18 protein-coding genes are annotated in these 14,216 nt (G+C 55.4%); 12 read left to right on the top strand and 6 right to left on the bottom strand.

What is annotated here, in order from left to right; all coding sequences use genetic code 11:
* Positions 1-732: 732 nt before the first annotated feature.
* A complete protein-coding gene (locus tag G7068_RS11850; RefSeq protein ID WP_166292145.1) occupies positions 733-1,155 on the top strand; it encodes a hypothetical protein in 423 nt (140 codons plus the stop codon).
* Between the two features lie 158 nt (positions 1,156-1,313).
* Here G7068_RS11850 and G7068_RS11845 read toward each other — a convergent pair whose 3' ends face one another.
* The 5 genes from G7068_RS11845 to G7068_RS16675 are packed head-to-tail and all read right to left on the bottom strand — an operon-like array spanning position 1,314 to position 4,063.
* Positions 1,314-1,631 carry a hypothetical protein gene (locus G7068_RS11845; RefSeq protein WP_166292144.1) on the bottom strand — a complete coding sequence of 106 codons (318 nt, stop codon included), beginning with the start codon at positions 1,629-1,631 and terminating at the stop codon, positions 1,314-1,316.
* Complete coding sequence (locus G7068_RS11840) at positions 1,631-2,458, bottom strand: DUF6551 family protein (protein WP_166292143.1); 828 nt, start codon at positions 2,456-2,458, stop codon at positions 1,631-1,633. Before G7068_RS11840 ends, G7068_RS11845 begins: the two co-directional genes overlap by 1 nt.
* The gene (locus G7068_RS11835) at positions 2,448-3,545 is read right to left on the bottom strand and encodes a ParB/RepB/Spo0J family partition protein (RefSeq protein ID WP_244304822.1); all 1,098 of its coding nucleotides are present in this window, start codon (positions 3,543-3,545) and stop codon (positions 2,448-2,450) included. The genes G7068_RS11840 and G7068_RS11835 overlap by 11 nt, the downstream gene beginning before the upstream one ends.
* 33 nt (positions 3,546-3,578) lie before the next feature.
* Positions 3,579-3,821, bottom strand: a complete 243-nt coding sequence (locus tag G7068_RS11830) for a hypothetical protein (RefSeq protein ID WP_166292141.1) — start codon at positions 3,819-3,821, stop codon at positions 3,579-3,581.
* Between the two features lie 5 nt (positions 3,822-3,826).
* Entirely contained in the window at positions 3,827-4,063 is a 237-nt protein-coding gene (locus G7068_RS16675) for a helix-turn-helix domain-containing protein (protein WP_166292140.1), read from the bottom strand.
* A gap of 77 nt (positions 4,064-4,140) precedes the next feature.
* On the opposite strand from G7068_RS16675, the gene G7068_RS11820 reads away from it, so the two are divergent.
* The 5 genes from G7068_RS11820 (at position 4,141) to G7068_RS11800 (ending at position 9,496) form a co-directional block, all read left to right on the top strand.
* The gene (locus G7068_RS11820) at positions 4,141-4,614 is read left to right on the top strand and encodes a helix-turn-helix domain-containing protein (protein ID WP_166292139.1); all 474 of its coding nucleotides are present in this window, start codon (positions 4,141-4,143) and stop codon (positions 4,612-4,614) included.
* Between the two features lie 26 nt (positions 4,615-4,640).
* A complete protein-coding gene (locus G7068_RS11815) occupies positions 4,641-5,114 on the top strand; it encodes a hypothetical protein (protein WP_166292138.1) in 474 nt (157 codons plus the stop codon).
* Positions 5,115-6,290, top strand: coding sequence for a tyrosine-type recombinase/integrase (locus tag G7068_RS11810; RefSeq protein ID WP_166292137.1), 1,176 nt, complete (start codon positions 5,115-5,117; stop codon positions 6,288-6,290).
* A 273-nt stretch (positions 6,291-6,563) separates the two neighbouring features.
* Complete coding sequence (locus G7068_RS11805; RefSeq protein WP_166292136.1) at positions 6,564-8,198, top strand: hypothetical protein; 1,635 nt, start codon at positions 6,564-6,566, stop codon at positions 8,196-8,198.
* Positions 8,199-9,250: 1,052 nt separating this feature from the next.
* Positions 9,251-9,496, top strand: a complete 246-nt coding sequence (locus tag G7068_RS11800; RefSeq protein ID WP_166292135.1) for a hypothetical protein — start codon at positions 9,251-9,253, stop codon at positions 9,494-9,496.
* Positions 9,497-9,513: 17 nt separating this feature from the next.
* Here the strand turns inward: G7068_RS11800 and G7068_RS11795 are convergent, their stop codons facing one another.
* On the bottom strand, positions 9,514-9,756 hold the full coding sequence (locus G7068_RS11795) for a hypothetical protein (protein ID WP_166292134.1): 243 nt from the start codon (positions 9,754-9,756) through the stop codon (positions 9,514-9,516).
* A 1,010-nt stretch (positions 9,757-10,766) separates the two neighbouring features.
* Here G7068_RS11795 and G7068_RS11790 point away from each other — a divergent pair.
* The 6 genes from G7068_RS11790 to G7068_RS11765 all read left to right on the top strand — a co-directional run bounded on the left by G7068_RS11790 (position 10,767) and on the right by G7068_RS11765 (position 14,193).
* A complete protein-coding gene (locus G7068_RS11790) occupies positions 10,767-11,423 on the top strand; it encodes a hypothetical protein (RefSeq protein ID WP_166292133.1) in 657 nt (218 codons plus the stop codon).
* Between the two features lie 37 nt (positions 11,424-11,460).
* On the top strand, positions 11,461-11,877 hold the full coding sequence (locus tag G7068_RS11785; RefSeq protein ID WP_166292132.1) for a hypothetical protein: 417 nt from the start codon (positions 11,461-11,463) through the stop codon (positions 11,875-11,877).
* A 79-nt stretch (positions 11,878-11,956) separates the two neighbouring features.
* Positions 11,957-12,316, top strand: a complete 360-nt coding sequence (locus tag G7068_RS11780) for a hypothetical protein (RefSeq protein ID WP_166292131.1) — start codon at positions 11,957-11,959, stop codon at positions 12,314-12,316.
* Complete coding sequence (locus G7068_RS11775) at positions 12,313-12,978, top strand: hypothetical protein (protein WP_166292130.1); 666 nt, start codon at positions 12,313-12,315, stop codon at positions 12,976-12,978. The genes G7068_RS11780 and G7068_RS11775 overlap by 4 nt, the downstream gene beginning before the upstream one ends.
* On the top strand, positions 12,978-13,376 hold the full coding sequence (locus G7068_RS11770; RefSeq protein ID WP_166292129.1) for a hypothetical protein: 399 nt from the start codon (positions 12,978-12,980) through the stop codon (positions 13,374-13,376). The genes G7068_RS11775 and G7068_RS11770 overlap by 1 nt, the downstream gene beginning before the upstream one ends.
* On the top strand, positions 13,369-14,193 hold the full coding sequence (locus tag G7068_RS11765) for a P-loop NTPase family protein (protein WP_166292128.1): 825 nt from the start codon (positions 13,369-13,371) through the stop codon (positions 14,191-14,193). The genes G7068_RS11770 and G7068_RS11765 overlap by 8 nt, the downstream gene beginning before the upstream one ends.
* Positions 14,194-14,216: the final 23 nt, after the last annotated feature.

The raw sequence follows: 14,216 nt of genomic DNA, 5'->3' as shown, positions 1-14,216 counted from the left end.
CCTCAAACTCGTATACAGCCCAGATCACGAGGAACGCGACCAGAGCAAACAAAATCGTCAGACCGTTAAACATGCGGCCTCCTTTCGTGCCCGTGCCCCGCTGAAGGGGATGACCAAACGGCTCCACGGGCCAACAACTACAGACGCGGGCCGAACAGACCACCAAGCTCTAGGTGCCCCCGCTCACAAGAGGCCGACGCCTCCGCTTTCTTCAGTAGCTTCCGCAACCTCTTTGACTCACCCACAGTCAAAGTGCGGGACACCACAACCTCGATACGAGACCCGTGGGACTTCGCATCCGCAACCGTGACTGTTTTCTCTTCCGTAATCGCCATAACAGCGCTCCCTCTTTCTCTTGTGGCTATCTGCCGTGACGGTTGAGGACTCGAACCCCACGCATGCCCGGGTATCCCAGTCAGCACACGGCACCACACACCGCCCACCCCGAAGGGCGTAAATCTTCGCCGCCAGGATCTACTGGCCGGACTCTCCACCACCCGCACCCCTACAGCTCCACCACAGGCTGATAATCAGGATCTAGACGGTTATGTTGCGCTCGAACCTTTGGGACCGGGCCTTGGTAGGCATCGGAATTCAGTCAAGCTATGTAATTTGTGGCCCTTGCGGGTCGTGCCCGTGACCGATCTGCGAGCGCATCACGGGCTGAAAAAGGGCGCAAAAAGCACCGGTAGGGTCGAAACCCTCGAAAAATCGGGAGACTAGGCTGAAACTGTGACTGGAATCATTTACAACTTCATCGCAGTGGCAGCCCTTGTCTTCGCTGTACTTGGTTGGGCAGACAACCGCCGCAGACTCGAAATGAAATCACTCAAGATGAAACTCATTCACGAGTTCTCCGGAATGGATTCCGTCGTCTACCAGCTAAAGAACGTTGGTCAAGTAGACGTTCAAGTGCACGATTTGATAGCCGCGGGAAGGGCTGTCCAGTTTCCCGTGTCGATGGCAAAAGGTGAGCCGGTACTTCGTCGAAATCTCCACTATCAAGTGACATTCTTCGTTGACGCGCATACAAGAGCGCTTCCTCCGCATGTAGAAGTGATTTACCGGTCCTGGACCGGAAAGCAGCGATCTCTCGCCGTTCTCGTTCCACCAGAGCCGCCCTACGATCCGCACGCCACGAATCAACCAACGTAGCCGCGAAGAACCCGATAGCGAGCAGCGCACACACCTGCCCAAACCAAGCACCCATCACGCCACCTCATCCCTACGCGCCCGCATGACCTTCAACTGGTGACGTGTCTCACACAGACACCAACCCGTGACCAGCATGATGATTGCTGTTAGAACGCCGATCATCGGGACACCGCTTTCACTGCCCGGTACACGCGAGCCTGACGCCCGTACTTGGTCTCACGAGTCTTCCCCGTGGTCTCCACAAGCCCCATCGCCTGAAGCTCGGACACCGCAGACCTGATGCGCGACGGCGACCACGACGAGAACCGCATCGCACGTTCAAGCTCAGACTGAGTCCACTCAGGCTTAATTTCGAACCACGAGAAAACCGCATCCTGCGAACCTGTCAGATCAGCCGACCGGCCCGCCTCAACCGACGTAACCGGATCAGAAGCACGCGACCTTGGCGCGGCACCATCCAACACCATGCTGCTCATCACGCCACCGGCTCAGACGTTGACTTCCACCATGACCCGAGACTGCTCACACCACGCAGGCCCTTGTTGTAGAGCTCGGTGATCGCCGCAGCGTGCGACGTAGCGTGAGTTCCGCCATATTGTTCCTTCAGCACATACGCCCGCTGCTTCAAACTCTTCGCACCGTTGTGAAGTGAGGCGATCTGCTTCACGAGACGATCCTCCTTATACCGGCCTTCATAGCGGCTAATGAAGAGAGACACACCTGCCAGAGCGTTCGCATCAAAGTCGGAAGAATCCCAAGCGTCACGAACTGTCTGTAGCGTCTTGCGAAGAAGAACTGCCCCGCCCGCGTTGTAGATCTTTTCCAATGTGCCTACCGCAGAAACAGAACCGATGCGCCGGTCCTTGGCAACACGCAGATCAAGAGCAAGCACGACCCGGTTAATGTCAGACGGAACGGGCAATTCGGCGGTCACACCAACCTTGAACTTGTCATAGTTGTTGATTGCCTTGCGGTTGTTGAACGACAGGAAGAGTTCGGCTTCCTTGCGTTCGTCAAGTCCTTCGTGTACCCAGACTTGAATCGTCCAGTCGCCCCACTCTTCACCAAACTCTGCTTTCGCAAACGAGGTCAGCGCGTAGTGGCGGTGTTGCCCGTCGATGATCCAGTAAATGCCATCTCGATAGGAACAGACGAACGTCCCAACCTTGTCAATGTCGAATGTCTCGGCAAGTTCGCTACCCCAGTTGTGGTTGAACTCGCGCTGTGCTGCTGGCGACACTCGAAGCTCTGAGAGCCCTACTGTCTTGATGCGGGCGTTAGTGTGTACTTTCTTACTGCTCATTAGTGATTCCTTTCAGAGAGCGGATATAGAGGTTGAGCTGACGCGGTACTGCTTCAATGCGCTGCAACGCTTCGAGCGCCTGCTCGGGAGTGATAGTTGAAAAGTCAATGTGAGAGAGAACGTCAACGGCGACTTCGAGATTCATGGAAGAACGTTCGAGCCAATCAGCAGACTGCGCCGCGTGCTTCGCGTAACTCTTCTCGTTGAAGCGATACTTCGCTCCGTGATACGAGGCAGCGCGAGCAAACGATTCAGCGTTTTCGTGGCGCTCGTGCCCTTCGGCTTCAAACGCGATACGGGGCAATGGGTATCTGGCGGCGAGTTCAGCGTGCCATGCGTCCGCTTCATCGCGTTTCGTTGCTGGTTCCACGGTGACAGTTGATTCTTTCTGCCGCAGTTCCTTCACGCGGTCATACTCGCCTCTGATTGGTCCGCCAGCGTCGATGTTCTCGATACCTTCGCGTGCCGCTTCACGCAGCGGTTCTGGATTCGTGTCGTCTGCGGCTGTGGTGATGAGGTTCTTGATTCGCCGGTAGGACGCGGGGCCTAGCCCGACAGCTTCAGCAGCAACATCACGCGCACGAACTTCCTTTTCTCTGTCCGGGTCCCGGGACCCGGACAGAGAATTCCATCGAGCATCGCGCGCCTTGATAAGCGATGCAGCTTGACGTTCTTTCGCGGCAGGTTTCTCCATCTCTTCGATAGCCATGCCTAATGAAGCCTTTTCAGACGGCAGCATTTCTTTACGAGCAGTGTTCTCATCACGCTCAGCAACCAAAGCATCCCGAGCATCCGCGATATCGCGAGCAACACGAGCCGGAATCTCAGCAAGCCCCAACGCTTTGAAGGCAGTAAGGCGACGCTCGCCAGCTACAAGACGATAGCCACCGTGCCACTCACGAACCGTAATCGGGTTCAAAAGCCCAACCTCAACAATGGAAGCTTTCAGGTCAGCAATGTCCCCAAGATCCCTGCGATACCGATCCGCAACAAGCACATCTTCAACTCCCACGTGAATCGCGGTAGAATCGACGCGTTGATTCCTTTCAACCACGACCCCGGCGCGCTGCAACGCGAGCGGGGTCATTTCAATTACTTCAGCACTCATCGCGCCGACTCCCTACCTCTCGCCCGGTGTTCCAGCACCGGGCACTTCAATTTCGACGGTGCGCGTCTTGATGTACTCCTTGAGAACCGACTCCGGGATCCTGTAGGCGGCACGTGAAGCGCCAAGATCCAGCAGCCTGGGGAACTCCCCCGCTTTGATTCGGTCGAGCACCCAGTCATCGCTACGGTCAAAGATCTCCGCAACGGACCGCACCGAGTAGTGACGCTCAATACCAGTGCTAGGTTGGACCTCCATGGCAGTCATACTGCTACTCGTTCCATCGGCGAGCTCAAAACATCTTCGATTCCTACGCCGAAATGCCGAGCGATAGCGAAAAGCTCGTTAATCGTGAAAGGGCTGATATTCAGCATCCGACGCTTTAGAGTAGAGAGTGAGATTCCTGTAGCTTCTGCAAGCTGCTCTTGCGACTCCCTTCGATCATGAAGAAGAGCACGAACAGCGCGTGAGGCTCGAATGCTTGGTGTGCTGTAGTTCATATGAACTAGAATATTCCAAATGAACTAAAGTGCAAGCCCCCTGGACATTTGGTGTCAGATTTGGCACGATGGACCACATGCCGAACTATGACGAGCTAGATCTCGCACTTCATGTTGCCAGCCAAATCCGAGCACTAATGGCGAAATTCAACATCAGTCAGAAAGACCTAGCTGAATCTGTCAGCATTTCTCAGTCTCAGCTTTCGAAAATGGTGCGCGGCACCCGCCCCATTACGATCGATCAGCTTGACGCGATCTGCTGGGCGTTGGGCACTTCACCCTCTACCCTGTTAGCCGAAGCAGAAGAGTACATGTCGCAATTTGATAGCTTCCCTGCCAAAGCCAGATTCGTTTCTGATGGCCTAAAGCTAAAAGAGCCGTTCGTGTCTGCCGATATGCCGAGCCTCGCCACGGTGACGCGGATCGGCAGAAATGTCGGTGGCAAGTCCGATGATGTTCCCGTGATCCCGGAGAACGTCGAAGAAGCTTGGCTAGGACAGTACGCTGCCGACCCCAAGGGAGATGACCCAATCGACCACGGAGCGCCGTAAACCCCACTTGCCGGAAAGGAACGAGGATGATTCTTCCCCAATATGATCCGAGTTATGACCCTGTCGAGCATCTTGAAGCAATGAAAGTGAGACTCGTTCGTCACACGCTGCACGGACACAATGCGCTCTGGGTGCCTGAACGGAAACTGGTCATTGTTGATCGCGGTTTACGCTCAGATCTCACCAGACCGACGCTTTCTCATGAGTGCTCGCATGTTGAAAACTGCGACATTGGCGGGCATCACCCAAAGCTTGAACTGCGCGCGAATCTCCATTCAGCTTTGCGACTTATCAACCCAATAGCCTGGAATGAACTCACGCCGCATACTTCCTGCTACGACACACTGTGCCTCGAACTGGGCATTACCAGGCGGCAGTTTCTCGCCTACGTTGACTACCGCAAAGGACTGCAAAAAAGCGGCGCTGTGCGCATCGGAGATACCGTCTACGGGGATTCCAAAATGGGTGCCAGTCAGTGGTCTATGAAAGTGAGTGCGTAGATGGTTCGCGCGGCTAAGGGCGAAGGGTCTATCTACAAGACCGACAAAGGGTGGCGCGGTGCCGTCACGGTTGACGGTAAGCGGAAGTACTTCTCGGCACCGACGAAGGCTGATGCCGCACGCAAGCGGCGCGCGTTACTTCTGCAGCGCGACACTGGCCAACTCGTAGCGGGGCAAGTGCCGACCCTTGCTGCGTGGCTCAAGCAGTGGATGAAAGTAACTGAGAGCGACCGGGCTCAGTCAACCAATGCGGGCTATCAGGGGTACATCGATAACTACATCGTCCCGCAGCTCGGCACGAAGAAGATCGACAAGCTCACGATTGACGACCTCGACAACTTCTACGCTGAACTCGAATCACGTGGAATGTCTGGTTCAACGCGGCACCAGTGTCATTCGATCATCCGTGTAGCTCTCAAGCACGCTGTCTGGCGAGGGCACCTCGGACGCAATGTCGCGGCCATGGTGAAACCACCAACGCCTTCTAAGAGTCAGGCCACGAGCCTGTCTGAAGCGGACATGCTTGCCGTGTATCGCGCTATCGAGAATGACCGTTTTCGGGCACGCTGGCACCTCTCCCTTGACTTTGGCTTGCGCCCGGGTGAGGCGATCGCGCTCGAATGGCCGCACATCGACTTCGAGAGAGCGACGATGAGGGTTGAGCAACAGATACTCCAGATCCGCGGTAAGGGCGCACAGCTGATCTCATCAACAAAGACAGGATCCGGCACTCGCGAAATCGCTCTCCCCGAATACATGCTCGACATGCTCAGAGAGCTCCGCCAGCAGCAGCTTATTGACATGGCCAGCCGTAGCGAGTGGAAAACTTGGGAGCCGGACGGGAAACCGCACGCCTGGTGCTTCACTCGCCCAGACGGGTCAGTGTTGCGTCCTGGGTATGACACGAGCCTTTGGAAGAAGGTTGTTGAGAGCGCTGGACTGCCGCACACCCGCAGATATACAGCCCGCCACACTGCCGCGTCCATGGCCATCTCCGACGGTGCCGACATTCCTGCAGTCTCGGAGATGATGGGGCACTCTAACCCTGCCGTCACTCTTTCGATCTACACTCACGCAATCGAGGAACGAAAGGTCGCTCTCGCGGATCAAGCAGCAGCACGATTCGCTGCACGCACAGAAGATAAGCTGCACAATAAGCTGCACCAAGAAAAATAAGGGAACCGCCAATGTGGCGACTCCCCTTTGTCTGATTGGTAGGGCGTGCGGGACTTGAACCCGCGACCGACGGATTATGAGGCCGTCGTGAAAACCATACGCCCACATAGCGCCTAGCGCGAAGCCTTGCAGCGTTTACTATTCGCTGCCACTCCTTGCCAGCGAGTGAACACCGATTCTCTTCAGGCACCGACCACCTGCCGACCGGCTCTCGGAATAGAAAAAGGGGCCGCCGCCCGACCAAGAACGGCGACCCCTCCACCGGGAGAAATCATGAACAATCTCGACCCGGGCGTGGCCAGCGCTCTCAGTTTATATCTGAGGCCCGACAAAGACCACGCCAATGTAACGAGCGGTGCAGTCGCCGCGCGTGCGGAGCGGAAGCGCGGCGACTGCACCGCAGCGAGCGAAGCGAGCGTGGCCGCGCCAGCGGCCCTTGATAGTACTCTGAGTTACTGTTGGGGGCAGATCCCGAACGACGAGAACGAAACAGATTTTCCTGATAGTTCCGGGGAACGTCGAGCGATCCGCTGGGCGGCTCGTGCACTCCTCTGGAAAGCCTCGACGTTGCGCCCGGTTCGGATGTGTGGACGCGTTCTGAGGGATGATCCTGGTGCGCCCTCGACTGGTGCTGGGGTCAAGCGGCGTGAATTGCCGAATGGCGCTGTGGCCGGCTATTCCGGAGTTACCTTGTGTGGCTCGGTCTGGTCTTGCCCACGTTGTTCAGCTGTGATCGCGCAACGTCGTGCGGAGGAGATATCGCGTGCCGTCGCAGCATGCCATCAACGCGGCGGAAAGGTCTATCTGATGACCAAGACGGTTCGTCACACTCGGAAAGACTCGCTTGAAGAGCTTTTTAACGTGATTTCGAAGGGGTGGCGGAGCGGTCTTGGAGGGGTTGCCTGGTCTGGTCGAAAAGAGCGTGTTCGAGTTCGAGATGGACGTGAGTGGCTTGAACCTGCGATCCTCGGAGACGCAGAGCGCTTTGGTATCGCGGGGCGTGTCCGTGCAACTGAGGCGACGGTTTCTTTGCCGGGTTCTGGTGGCCATGGCTGGCACGTTCACTTTCATGCGCTCATCTTCGCGACAGGCACGCTGGGCGAAGGTCTTCGCATTGATTTGGATTCGCACCTTAACCGGCTTTTCGGAACGAGCATCTCGTGGGATCGAGATGGCCTCGGCCTCCTTGCGTTTGGTTCGCAAGTATTCGGGCGTTATAGAAAGGCCATTGAGAAGGTGGGTTTCCGGGCAGACTCGGAAGGGTTTGATCTGCGCGAGGTGCATGATGGTGGTGCAGACTTTGTTGGCTCGTATCTCGCGAAAGCAACGTACGACGTTGCAGCCAGAATCGGGTTCGAGGTAGCAAGCGGAGCACACACAAAGAACTCCAGGGTGGAACGAAATGTCACGCCGTTCGAAGTGCTGTCGCGCTGCGCTGAAGACCTTCAAGCGCGTCGGTTTGGCATCCGCACCCCACGGCGGTGGGAAATCATTAACTTGGACGATGGAACAATTGGTCTGGTTAATCTCGATACCGGTTCTGTTGATTCGATTACCTCACCAGGATTGTGGGCACTGTGGCATGAATGGGAGCGCGCTTCGAGGGGACGTCACCAGATTCACTGGTCATTGAAACTCAAAAACGACTCTGAGCGCGCCCAACTTTGGGAAGCCATCGTATCCGCACGCGGTGAAACTAAAGATGATGAGACAGTGGCCCAGGTGGAGCTTCAAGGGGAACGTTTAGGTGAAATACCACGAGAGGATTGGTATGGGCATCTTGTTTGGCGCCCCGCATGGTTAGTAGGAGCGTTAGACGCGGCAGAGCAGAGGGGCTTCGACGGCCTCCGCACATATCTTGAGTCACGAAAGGTGCGATTAACCTTTGATCAAGAGTTTCCCTCTTAGCGAATTCACCGCAGTCCGCAGACGAAGGAGTCGACGTTTCTGGTCGCGGAATTGGTTAGGCTACTTTTTCTATGATTGCTGGTGTTATGTAGAGCAGCGCCAGTGGCGGTGCTCTACGACGAGCACCTGCGTGCTAGCGGCAGCAGGATTACGTAGAAAACGGGAACTCTATTGGCTTTCTCCTCCTACGAAGCCTGATGCTCGCGCTGGATCATTTTGGTCCAAGAGTGGGCGGGGTGGGTTCGAGTTGGGGGCGGGATCCGCTAATGCTTTGGGAGAAGGCGGGAGTATGCGATTGCGGAGAATGACCTGGTTGCCTATTGAAAATCGATCAATACTCCGAGTAACCCGAAATCGTGAGGTGTTTTCCAAAACGCCGGGAGCCAAGTTCAGGGAAAGCAGAAAGTTTCCGCTTACCCGATGAAAAATCGAGATAGTTCCGTGTAGGCAGAAGTCAGCCCCGAGGACTTCACGAATGTTCTGCTCAGCCATCTTTAGTGCGTCAACAAGCTCAATAATCGATGACTTAACCAGAACAGAGTTATCTTCTGCAAGGAAACACTGCAACTGAACCGTCATTGTCCACGCCGTGTTATCAGATAGCTGAACTTCCTGGCTTCGGCGGTATGACCTCCATACGGCAGTTCCAAATCTCACCATTAGAGGTATGGATTTCGCGGCCATCGCACCGGTTCCGCCCATACCTGGGTTTATCACTCGTGGCACAATTCCACGGTCATGAAAACTTTTGAGCAGCAATTCTATTAATCTTTTTCGAAGATCTGTGGCCTCGTAGATCCCGCTCGGGCTCCGAAAGCAGGCAAGTTCTAAATGAAACAGATCATTTACATTAGTCACCATCTCTGGCCTCCGAATCATTACTGTTTACCTAGCGGCAGAGTATTTGGGCCGTCACGGGCGGTGCCCGCTTCGAGTCATGCCCGCTGAATCTAACGTTAGCTCGTGGTTCTAGACGCATCGAATATTTCCTCAAACTCTATTCACTGCAAAGAACTCCAGGTGTGAACCAAATCTCGGTTAGAGTGGGCGCTATGAACCCCCTGCAACGGAATAGATTGAAGCCCCGAGTTCTATCGGCTCTCATGATCGCGATCCTTGCAAGCTTGTCTCTCTCAGCATGCGGTCCTGAAAAGCCAGAGAGTTGCAAGGAAATGGAAGAATACTTACGCAAGTCAAAGAAGGCTGACCGCGAAGGTAACTACCAACTATCGGCGCGCCTTGGGAACCTCTATTCCAAAGCGGAAGAGCAGTGCGACAAGGATTTAGAAGCCTCCTAGTACCGTTACCTTATGCCTCACTCTTGTCGCGGCCAACGCAGAGTGGTCGGCCCACGCCCGAGGTTCAGCCATCGACCCTCGTAAGCTTCTTGCTGGTCAGGTGCAGCGGCCTCGACCTCAAATTCAGCGCGACCTGTCGGGCCGATTTCGGGGTGCAAAATGCCGCTAGTGATATTCCAGACCCCGACAACTAGCGGCCCTACGAGCGCAACGAGCGCATTACCTTCTGCGGCTTCTGGATCAGCGATTTTCCAGTACATGCGCGCAGCGTCTACGTTGTCACTCCTTCCCACTTCCCATCCAAGCGGATGACCGTCGCCTTCCCTATCTGGAGCGCCTAATCGAATGATCCATGCGGGTGGGGCCTCTTTAGCGACCGGCCGATTTTCCTTAATTGATTCAAGCGCCTCAACCTCATCTGGACTGTAAATCAGTGCCGTCCCTAGCGGTCTAGGGTGCAAAATGCCCGCTGAGGTGAGAGTGGCAAGCGTTCGCTTCGACACACCTAAACGCTTTTCCACCTGGTGCCCTATGAGTAGTTCTTCCAACGCAGTCCCCTTATGAAACGCACCAACAAAATCAAAAGTCATCTAACCAATTAGAACTAGAGCTTGACAGCCCCTTGTGGCAACCAGTACATTAAGTCATGTTCCAAGCAATGCCTTCAGGATACCAAACCCCGCAAGCCACTTCTAGAACACGCCACCAAAAGACATATTCCAATCACGCCTACAGATTTCTTGAAAGCGGTGCAATTAGTTTGATTTTGATTTTTCGTTGCTTAACCTCCCAGACAACTTTTCACGTAGCTCAACTTCCAGGGCGACACATGCGTGCAGGTGCCCCAATATCGGTCAAAGCGCGAGACTTTACGAACATCGAAGAAGCAATGACAACCGTCGGACGTGCAGACTCGTTATTCTTCAACACCCCTGAAGAAAACTGCCAGCACTGGGATGAGATGACTGCTCATTGCAACGCTCACGAGCAGGCTAGAAAGCGGCAAGTGCTGACGCTGAAGAACAAAATCACTGAGATTCAAGCACGTCGAGATTCACTTATCGCACTCCATATCCGGGAGAAAGCTCGCATTGCGCACGCATCTCGACTAAGCGCGCCCCTCTCTGCCACGATCCTGACTGCAGTTGAGCGCCTACCAGGCAGAGAAGAACGTATGCGAAAGCTATCCACACAAGCATCCTCGATAAAGCATCTTCTAAACCGACTAGAAAACGAATAATTTCAACCAACTCAAGACCGGAGAAAACCTATGACTGTGCTCACCCCACTCAACCTCACAACCGCTGAAGAAATCAAGACGGCCCTAGAATTCGTCGGAATAGATTGGGAGCCATCTGCCCAACCGCCCACCGTGCCAGGTCTTTTGTATGTATGGGGCATCCATGCCGTTTCCGGGAATTCGTTAGAAGACTTTGCGGTCCTTTACATCGGAAAAGATGTGACGGCGGGCAAGCGTCTCGAAGATGAGCACTCCTGGAGCGGGGATGAATACGTTCACGGCCACGCCTTGGCCGTCCAACGAACACAGATGAGCCCATTGGCAGGCAATCCGAGCCTGAAGCTTGCTCAACCAGCCGAAGACTTGAGAGCGCAGATTTCACATCTAGTGTCCATTGGCATGAACGGAACGGCAAACACTCGGGAAGAAGTTGATCGCTGCTTGTTGGCGCTAGACCTGCTTCATTCTCTCAATCTGGCCATTATCGAAACCTTTGCAATTCGATTGTCAGTTCACTTCGGTGATGTGGGCGCACCAATCAACTGCTCTGGTAAAAACGCGTGGGCTGTCAAATCGAAAAACGGGAATCCTCTCGATGCTCTCGCGTATTGGGTTTCCCTCCATCTAAAAGAATCGGCTCTCGCTAGGCCAGAGGAGGCGCCTCACCAAAATACTTCGTGGATCTAGATCTCACACCCCCCCCACAACAAAGAAGGAAATAAACATGGCATCAACCAATTCACTCGCAATTCGCCCCGAAGCGGGAACCATCGCCCTCGTTGGCGGCGGACGACTTACTGAAGTCGCAGATTACAAGGACGGACAACGAGTCGGCGTACAGACCCGCAACGGCATTCCAGTTCGCCGCGCAGCAGGAGTAACCGCCCTAATGGGCGGGGTGCCGCTTGATGGTTTCACCGTTACCACGACGAGCCAAGTCGATGAGATCCCTGACGGAAGTCTGCTTGCCGCTTCTGGAGTGGTCGAAGTAAACATTCGGGGCGAGGCCAAGCCTGGTTTTGGCGACGGTGGCCCTCGCGCCTCACTCACCGGTTCAGTTTTTGTCGAGCAGATTGAAGCGGTTGGCTCGATGGCCTCGCTGTTGGCTCAGGCCACGTCTCGTCGAGGCAAAAGCGACTAATTCAATGAGGGAGAGCGGCTGGACCCCGCCCTCCCTCTGCCCTCTCCCAAGCTTCACCTAAGAAAGGAGCATTTCTATCATGCTCGAAATTCTGCTCGCGGCCTATCTCGCTAGCCTCATATCCGGTTTTCAATCCCCTGTTGTGGCGGCCTGGGAAATTCCATCTCCGCCGGTTCTCACCACCATCGAAGCTCTTGATTCAACTCTTTGCGAATCGCGGGCCGTTGGAATTGCAGATGGTCTATCGACAGCATCGCGTGGCGAATGGAGGCCTCTGGCACACGCTGGGGTGAAATTCAACCCCAAGTCCCTCCCTGCTCCGGGCTGTCAGATCGCTGTCACCGATGATGTTCGCAGCGTCGGCCCCATCGATGGAATCGAGAAGATTACCGGCGTTGGTCCAACACGCTTTGCGGTTGTTTGGAAGGTCAATCGATGAACACTACTCGCAAGAACGCGGTGCCTGCGGTAATCGGTCTCCTTCCTTGGATCCCCCTCGCGGGTCTGTTCCTAGTCGCTCCCACGCTATTGATCTTTGGCCTTCGGGGACTCTCAGGCACTGCCACATTCGTCTGCATCGTCTGGCTCGTAATCTGGGCAATCAGGACCGGCGGTCGCTGGGTCCGCATGATGAAGCTCGCCGCGGCAGGTACCCCTCCTGACATGCTTCCAGCCGGTGCCGCAATGCTCGATGCCTGGCCTGTCCTCATTGACGTTTGCGGCTGGGTGCCTCGTACTGCACTTGGTCAAAAACCACCGCTTGCCATGAAACTTTGGGGCCTAATCTCCGGGAACTCCTCAGACCTTGGTCCTCAAATCCGACGTATTGAGAATGCCCCTGCTGGCCCTGTTGCCATCGTTGCTCTGACCCCACGCGTTACTGCTGAGCACATCGCTGCTCACGCCGAACGAATCGCCAATATGTGGGGCGCGGAGTCAGTCGAGGTGTCGCGTACTCGCCCGGGTGAGGTAGCCATTCTCGCGCGCATTAGAGACCCGCTCGAAGGCAATCGATCAGGTTTCACTAACCAGCAGCCAACGCCTCCATCCGTTTCTGCTCAAGACTTCCTTTCTGGGACCGACAACGAGAAGAGGCTCTGATGCCTGAAAAGCAGTCAGGATTCTTCGTCACCAGAGCAAGTCCTCGACAGATTGAGCGCATCTATAACTGGATGGGCGAAGACATAGCGAATTTGCGTCGCGAGGGATACGAGAGGATGAGTGACGGATCGCTCTCTGTACCCGCTCGGTTCGCGGGCGGCGCGGTGCAAGTTCTTCCGGCGTCACTGCCGGACGGAGAGAACTCAGCAATGGTTGAGCTTGACCTACCTGGAACCGGGCCTGTTCCCTTCTTCCCGACTGAGGCACGCGCCCTAGGGCAAGCCCTAATCGACGTTGCCGAAGAGCTTAGGCGTGATGCTCCCGGATCGATCAAAATGACTGATCTGCCAGGTGCGATTCAAGCCGCTTTGCGAGCAGAGGAATTGCAAGATGATTGAGTTTGGAACCGATGAGAACGGGTACCGAGTCAGATTTCATCCCGCGAAACTCCACACTGTGCTGGCTGGCCGCACAAGGTCAGGAAAATCTGTAACCGCGTATCGAATTCTTGCTGAGTGCGCCGAAGTTCCCTGGGTTCGGCTCGTTGGTTGTGATCCAACTGGGATCTTGCTCGGCCCTGCTTCTGCGGGGAAACCAGACGACTTCGCACTTGGTACTTCTCCGAAAGCGCTAGAACATGCAATTGCAGTACTGAAGAACATCGAACAGCTGATGGATCAACGAATCTCAAAGCTCATGGAGCTCGGCATCGATCAGATCCCGGAGCACGTCTATACAGATCCGCGTGTAGGTGCTGTTGTAGTGGTTCTCGAGGAATACGCAGGTCTACTTGCAGCGGCAGACAAAAAAGCAGGGGAGGAAATACGCAGAATCGTCGGTCGAATCCTCCGTGAAGGCAGCAAGGCGGCAACCCATGTCATGTCCATCCTTCAGAGACCGGAAGCGGCAGTTCTGCATGACCGCGCTCAGTATGCACGTGCGATCGTTATGGCTGTCGAGAACGCCGACAGTGTGAAGATGCTACTTCCGATGACCTCGCCCGAGGAAGTCGAGCGCTTAGTGTCCTCGAAACCGGGTCGAGGCTATTTGATGGAGGCCGGGGAACCACTCAGGTACTTTCGCGCAGACTACGTGACGTACGAAGCCTACGCGGCAATCGTTCGGGAGGCTTCGGCACGCAAGCAGCCCGTCTTTCCAAGGCAAGGGGCCGACTCGTCGGACCCGCGGCAGCACTTAGAGGAGGTGACCAACTGATGACAACAGCAACAAAACGTCCC

Source organism: Leucobacter viscericola, from assembly GCF_011299575.1.
GTDB classification, from domain to species: domain Bacteria; phylum Actinomycetota; class Actinomycetes; order Actinomycetales; family Microbacteriaceae; genus Leucobacter; species Leucobacter viscericola.
The sequence above is the reverse complement of the archived record's forward strand: the minus strand, read 5'-3'. Positions and strand labels throughout refer to the sequence as shown.